Annotated in this window: 5 protein-coding genes; 4 read left to right on the top strand and 1 reads right to left on the bottom strand. The window is 75.4% G+C overall.

Features of this window, described 5'->3' with window-relative positions:
• Positions 1–304: 304 nt before the first annotated feature.
• Complete coding sequence (locus IO30_RS0123385) at positions 305–979, bottom strand: AIM24 family protein (RefSeq protein ID WP_031145801.1); 675 nt, start codon at positions 977–979, stop codon at positions 305–307.
• Positions 980–1050: 71 nt separating this feature from the next.
• Between IO30_RS0123385 and IO30_RS0123380 the strand changes: the two genes are divergently transcribed.
• The 4 genes from IO30_RS0123380 (at position 1051) to IO30_RS0123365 (ending at position 6041) form a co-directional block, all read left to right on the top strand.
• Positions 1051–1803, top strand: coding sequence for an aminoacyl-tRNA hydrolase (locus tag IO30_RS0123380; RefSeq protein WP_031145799.1), 753 nt, complete (start codon positions 1051–1053; stop codon positions 1801–1803).
• A gap of 132 nt (positions 1804–1935) precedes the next feature.
• A complete protein-coding gene (locus IO30_RS0123375; RefSeq protein WP_037894908.1) occupies positions 1936–3246 on the top strand; it encodes an MbnB/TglH/ChrH family RiPP precursor modification enzyme in 1311 nt (436 codons plus the stop codon).
• On the top strand, positions 3243–4268 hold the full coding sequence (locus tag IO30_RS0123370) for a TIGR04222 domain-containing membrane protein (protein WP_031145795.1): 1026 nt from the start codon (positions 3243–3245) through the stop codon (positions 4266–4268). The genes IO30_RS0123375 and IO30_RS0123370 overlap by 4 nt, the downstream gene beginning before the upstream one ends.
• Positions 4269–4409: 141 nt before the next feature.
• Entirely contained in the window at positions 4410–6041 is a 1632-nt protein-coding gene (locus IO30_RS0123365; protein ID WP_031145793.1) for an alpha/beta hydrolase, read from the top strand.
• The last annotated feature ends 58 nt before the right edge of the window (positions 6042–6099 follow it).

Below are 6099 nucleotides of genomic sequence, written 5' to 3'. Positions count from 1 at the left end.
CAGATCATCCGACTCGTAGAGGGCGATCCCGTCCTCACGCGTCAGCCGCTCGCCGGAGCGGACCTTCTCCTCCAGCTCGCGCTTCAGCCCAGCGTCCATGTCCCGCAACCCCCTCGGTCGGTGCCCACCAGCACGACCACGCTAGTTTTCGATCAGTGCGATCCGGTCCCGTACCCACCGGACGGCGCCATGCTGGCCGGAAACCGTCCCACAATGGCGGAGCTCAGTCCTGCGCCGGGCGCACCGCCCCACCGGAGCCGGTGCGTACCTGCGGCCGTCCTCGAGCCGAGCTCCGCCGGGGCGGTCAGTGGGCGGCCGCGGCCTCGGTGACCTCGCTCGGCCGGACGATGACAAAGCCCTCGCCGCGCAGCACCAGCTGGACCGCCTCGCCGGAACCGCCGCGGATCATCGAGCCGACGGACTGGGAGCGGTGCAGGCCGGTCTCCAGCTGGGCGCTCCAGCCGACCACCGCGTCCGTGTCGACGAAGACCGGGGCCTGCGCGGTGACCGGGATGATGATCGGGCTGCCGTCGCAGACCACGGCGAGCTTGCCGGTGCCGGTGAAGAGGCTGTTGAAGAGACCGCCGCCGGTCATCCCGGCGCCCTTCACCATCTTGATCTCGTAGGACAGCGTCGGGTCGAAGCACAGCACGTTGCGGCCGTTGATGGTCAGGGCGTCGCCCTGCTCGAAGTCGATGATGAAGCAGTTCGCGGCCTGGTGGGCGAACCACACCTCGCCCTGGCCGCGTACGGACATCAGGGCCAGGCCCTCGCCGGTGACGGCGCGCTTGAGCATGCCGCCTATCCCCTGTCCCTTGCGCTCGAACTGGAGGTTGCCGCGGTAGGCGACCATCGAGCCCTGACGGGCCAGCACCTCACCGTTGACGGCGTACTTCACTGACTTGGCGTTCTGCAGGGTCATGCCGGGTGCGACAGGGGCCTGGGCGAGGTTCTCGGACGCGAACAGATCACTCTTCATGGCCCCGATCCTCACCCGGAGCCGTCACCCGGGGCATCATCCTCAAGGCGGAGGCTGGCATCCTTGGCCGGATGAGCAGCCAGCACACCCCCGACGCCGCAGCAGCAGCCCCCGCGGTCGGCGCGGACAGCCCCTTCCGCCAGGAGCACGCCCTCCGCGACGAGGCCCCGCAGTTCGTCCTGCCGCTGGTGGTGCGGATCGAGAAGACCGAGCCGCCGGCCCGGACGGACGCCCTGGAGACGGCGGCCCGCGCGGTCCTGGTCCTGCTGACGGACGAGCGGGCCGAGGGCGAGGGCGAGTGGGCGGCCGCCGTACGGGACTGGCAGGACGCCCGGATCCGCAAGGTGGTCCGGCGGGCCCGCGGGGCGGAGTGGCGCAAGGCCCAGTCGCTGCCGGGCATCACGGTGCACGGCGACGCGTCCGAGGTCCGGGTCTTCCCCCCGGTCCCCCTCGACGGCTGGCCCAAGGAACTGGCGAAGCTCCAGGTCTCGGGCACGGACCTGGACGACCCCGCACCGCCCTCACCGGCCGGGCCGGGCCTGCCCGTCCTGTGGTTCAACCCCGGCCTGGAGATGTCGGCCGGCAAGGCCATGGCCCAGGCCGGACACGCCGCGCAGCTCGCCTGGTGGGAGCTGACCGGCGCGGAGCGGGCCCGGTGGCAGGATTCCGGTTTCCGGCTCGCCGTACGGACCGCCACCCCCGAGGGATGGGCGGAACTGAACCGGAGCGGGCTGCCGGTGGTGCGCGACGCGGGCTTCACGGAGATCGCGCCGGGCAGCGCCACGGTCATCGCCGACCATCCCGCGCTGCGGGCCCGGCTCTGACGGCGGCCGGCACGGCCCGCGGAACCTCAAATGTTGCTCTGAAACGCCGCGCTGCGCGGTTGGCCCGACCCCGCCGGGGCCATCACCTCGGCACACGGTGCGACGAGAGGGGGCGAGGGGGACATGAAGCCCATGGCACACCTGGGGGTGGGCATCGGCTGGCGGCCGGAGATCGCGGAGGCCGTCGAGCGGCTGCCCGGCCTGGACTGGGTCGAGGTGGTGGCCGAGAACATCTGCCCCGGCCACCTGCCAGAGGCCCTGGAGCGGCTGCTGGAGCGCGGTACGCGCGTCGTGCCGCACGGGGTCTCGCTGGGCATCGGCGGCGCCGACCGCCCGGACCCGGCCAAGCTGGCGGCGCTCGGCGAGCGGGCGGTGGCGCTGGGGGCGCCGCTGGTCACCGAGCACATCGCCTTCGTCCGGACCTCCTCGCCCGCGCTGGAGGCCGGCCACCTGCTGCCCGTACCGCGGACCCGGGACGCACTGGACGTGCTGTGCGAGAACGTGCGGATCGCGCAGGACGCGCTGCCGGTGCCGCTGGCGCTGGAGAACATCGCCGCGCTGTTCTCCTGGCCCGGCGAGGAGCTCACGGAAGGGCAGTTCCTGACGGAGCTGGTCGAACGGACCGGTGTCCGGCTGCTGATCGACGTGGCCAACCTGCACACCAACCGGGTCAACCGGGGCGAGGACCCGGCCGCCGTGCTCGACTCGATTCCCCTGGAGGCGCTGGCGTACGTGCACGTGGCGGGCGGCGTCGAGCGCGGCGGCGTCTGGCACGACACGCACGCGCACCCCGTGCCGCCGGTGGTGCTCGACGTGCTCGCCGCCCTCCGCTCCCGGGTGGACCCGCCCGGCGTACTGCTGGAGCGGGACGACGACTTCCCACCGGAGCCGGAGCTGGCGGACGAACTGGTCCGCATCCGGAGCGTGCTGACCGCGGGTACGGCCCCGGCGCGCCGGCCCGCCGCCGCGCCCACCGCGGCGCAGGACGGCCGGCAGGACGGTACGGACGCAGCGGGCGACGGCGTCGCCGGTGCCGCCCGGACCCGCGTGGGCCTCGGCCAGGCCGCGCTGCTCTCGGCGCTGGTGGCGGGCACCCCCGTACCCGAGGGCTTCGACCGGCGGCGAATCCGGGTGCAGGCCAGGGCACTGGCTGCCAAGCGGGCCGGGGTGGTGGCCAAGCTGGCGCCCGAGCTGCCCGTGATCCTGGGCGGCGAGGACCCGTACCGCGAGGCCTACCTCGCCTACGCCAAGGGCCGTCCCATGGCCACGGGCGGATACCGCCGCGAGGCGCTGGACTTCGCGGAGCACCTGCTGATCCAGGACCTGCCGGCCGATCCGGCCGCCCGGCGCAGGCTCACCCGGTGGTGGCAGGACCGGGCCGGGGCGCGGCCGCCCCGCAGGGTCGTGCGCTGGGCCCGGGCGCTGACGGGGAGGGCGGCATGAACCTTCTGGCACTGGCGACCTGGGTCGCCGTCATCGTCTCCTCCGTCCTGCTGGTCCGCGGCCTGCGCCGGTCCCGTCCCGCGTCGGACGGGCCCGCCCCGCGGCTGCACGACCTGTCCGAGGCGGCGTTCCTCGCGGGCGGCCCCGGCAACGTCGTGGACGCCGCGCTCGTCTCCCTGCTCGGCGACGGCCGGCTGATCGTCGGCGGCCCCGGCATCGTCCAGGTCCGCCCCGGGGCGCGGGCCGCGGACTACGCAGAGCGGGCCGTGCTCCAGGCCTGCGGGAGCGCGCCCTCGGGCTGGCTGTACCAGGTGCGGTACGCGGCCATGTGCGACCCGGCCGTCCAGGAGACCGGGGACGCGCTGGCTACGCGCGGACTGATCCGCGCCCCGGGCTCGGGGCGGCCCTGGCGGAGATGGGGGATCGCCCAGGCCCTGGTGTGCGCGCTGATGGTGCCGGTGGCGGTGGTGGTCACCGTCGTCGCTGTCGTTGTGGACTCCGGGCCCCAGATCCCCTTCATCGCCAAGGTGATCCCCGTCCTGATCGGCGGGGCGCTGTTCGGCGGCATCTGCGCCGCGCGGGCGGGGCAGCGGGTCACCCCCGCAGGACAGCGGGCGCTGCGCGAGCTGCGCGCCGCGTACCTGCACGACCGGTCCCCGTCCGTGCAGACGGCCCTGTCCGGGCTGCGCGGACTGAGCGACCCGTACCTGCGCCAGCAGTTGCTGCCCGCGGTGCGCAGCACCCGGCTGGCAGCCGCCCAGGCGCGCTCGCGCCCGCACGGCGTGCACCCCACGTCGGGGTCCGGGTCCGGGGCGGAGTTCCTGCCGGTGCTGTGGTGCGCCGGGAGCGACGGCGGCTCGGGCGGCGGGGGCGGTTCCGGCTGCGGCGGCGGTTCGAGCTGCGGCGGCTCCTCCGGGTCCGGCTGCGGCTCCTCCGGCAGCAGCTGCGGGGGCGGCAGCAGCAGTGGCGGGTCGAGTTGCAGCAGTTCCTCCGGCTCCAGCTGCTCCTCCAGCAGTTCCTGACCCTCCGTCACCGTCGGGGAGGCGGCGTCACCGGCCTGTCGTACGGCAACCGGGGCATTGGCGCCGACACCCGGCGGTGATCCTTTACAGTGCCCCCGCCGGGGGATCTCATCGGTTCATCCGATGAGAGGCAGGGCCGCCATGCGCCGGACGCCCGCACGTCACGGAGCCGCCGTCGCGGCGCTCTCCCTGCTGCTGTGCGCCGCGCCCGCGGCCCGCGCCGCGGAACCCCTCCGGCTCTCCGCCGAGGACGCCGGAGCCGAACTGGCCGCCCGCCGCGCCGCCGCCGGGGGCGGCCGGGCCCTGCGCTTCACCGCCTGCCCCGCGGCGGAGGGACTGCCCGCCCCGGTCCGCTGCGCCGTCCTGCGCGTCCCCCTCGACTACGCCCGCCCGGGCGGCCCGCACATCTCCCTCACCGTCAGCCGCACCGCCGCCACCGGCGCGGGCGGGGCGGCACGTCAGGGGGCCCTCGTCCACAACCCCGGCGGCCCCGGCGCCTCGGGCATGCACTTCCCGATGGTCGCCGGGCTCCCCGGCTGGGCGCGGATCGCCGCCGCCTACGACCTCGTCGGCTACGCCCCGCGCGGTGTGGGCCGCTCCGCCCCGCTGTCCTGCGAGGACCCCGCCGCCCGGCCCGGGGGGCCCACCCAGGAGCCGCTCCACCCGTCCGCCGCGTACAAGGAGGAGCGGATCGCCGCCGCCCGGGCCTACGCACGCGGCTGCGCACAGCGCTCCGGCGAGGCCCTGGCGCAGTACACGACCCTGAACAACGTCCGCGACCTGCACGTCCTGCGGGCCGCGCTCGGCGAGCCGGGGCTGAACTTCCTGGGCGGCTCCTACGGGACCTACCTGGGCGCGGTCTACGCGACGCGCTACCCGGGCCACGTCCGCCGGATGGTCTTCGACTCGGCGGTCGACCCGGACCCGCGCCGCATCTGGTACCGCAACAACCTCGACCAGGCGCCCGGCTTCGAGCGCCGCTGGTACGACTTCCGTGCCTGGGCGGCCCGGCACCACGCCACGTACCGGCTCGGCGCCACCGCGGCGGCCGTCCAGGCGAGCTACGCGCGCGTACGGGACGCGGTGGCCCGCACCCCCGCGGGCGCGAAGGTGGGGACCGGTGAACTGCGCGCGGCCTTCGTCCAGGCCGCGTACTACGACGACGTGTGGCCGCAGCGGGCGGCGGCGCTGGCCGCGTTCCTGCGCGGCGATCCGGGTCCGCTGACGGAGCAGGCCGCCCCGGACCCGGCGTCTGCGGCGCAGGCCGAGAACGCGCGGGCCGTCTACACGGCGGTGCTGTGCAACGACGCCCCGTGGCCCGCGGACTGGGAGACCTGGGACCGCGACAACACCGAACTGGCCCGCAGGGCCCCCTTCGAGACCTGGGCCAATGCCTTCCTGAACCTGCCCTGCGCGTACTGGCCGGTGCCGGTCCCGCAGCAGCCGGTGGACGTGGGCTCCGCGGCGGCCGCCCTGCCCGCGACCCTGGTCGTCGCGGCGGAGCGGGACGGGGCGACCCCGTACCCGGGCGCGCTGGAACTCCTGCGGCGCCTGGGCGCCGGGGCCGCGCTGGTCACGGAGGAGGGGGCCGGCAGCCACGGCGTGGTGGGCGGACGCAACGACTGCGTGGACCGGCACGTGGAGCGGTACCTGCTGACGGGTGACACCCCGGGCCGCAACGTCACGTGTGCGCCGCATCCGGAGCCCGCACCGGTGTCGCTGGACGACCGGGCAGCGAGCGCCCACGGGGCGCTGCTGCCGCCAGTCGTCTGAACTTCCGGGCGGGATCTCCGGCTGCGTCGTTTCGGGGGCAGGGCCTCCCGATCCGCCG

The organism is Streptomyces xanthophaeus (genome assembly GCF_000725805.1).
Taxonomy (GTDB): Bacteria; Actinomycetota; Actinomycetes; order Streptomycetales; family Streptomycetaceae; genus Streptomyces; species Streptomyces xanthophaeus.
This window is presented reverse-complemented; position numbering and strand designations above follow the sequence as displayed.

Excerpts from the sequence above, each read along its gene's own strand:
- IO30_RS0123385 (WP_031145801.1), bottom strand. The coding sequence starts at position 979 with ATGAAGAGTGATCTGTTCGCGTCCGAGAACCTCGCCCAGGCCCCTGTC.
- IO30_RS0123380 (WP_031145799.1), top strand. The coding sequence starts at position 1,051 with ATGAGCAGCCAGCACACCCCCGACGCCGCAGCAGCAGCCCCCGCGGTC.
- IO30_RS0123375 (WP_037894908.1), top strand. The coding sequence starts at position 1,936 with ATGGCACACCTGGGGGTGGGCATCGGCTGGCGGCCGGAGATCGCGGAG.
- IO30_RS0123370 (WP_031145795.1), top strand. The coding sequence starts at position 3,243 with ATGAACCTTCTGGCACTGGCGACCTGGGTCGCCGTCATCGTCTCCTCC.
- IO30_RS0123365 (WP_031145793.1), top strand. The coding sequence starts at position 4,410 with ATGCGCCGGACGCCCGCACGTCACGGAGCCGCCGTCGCGGCGCTCTCC.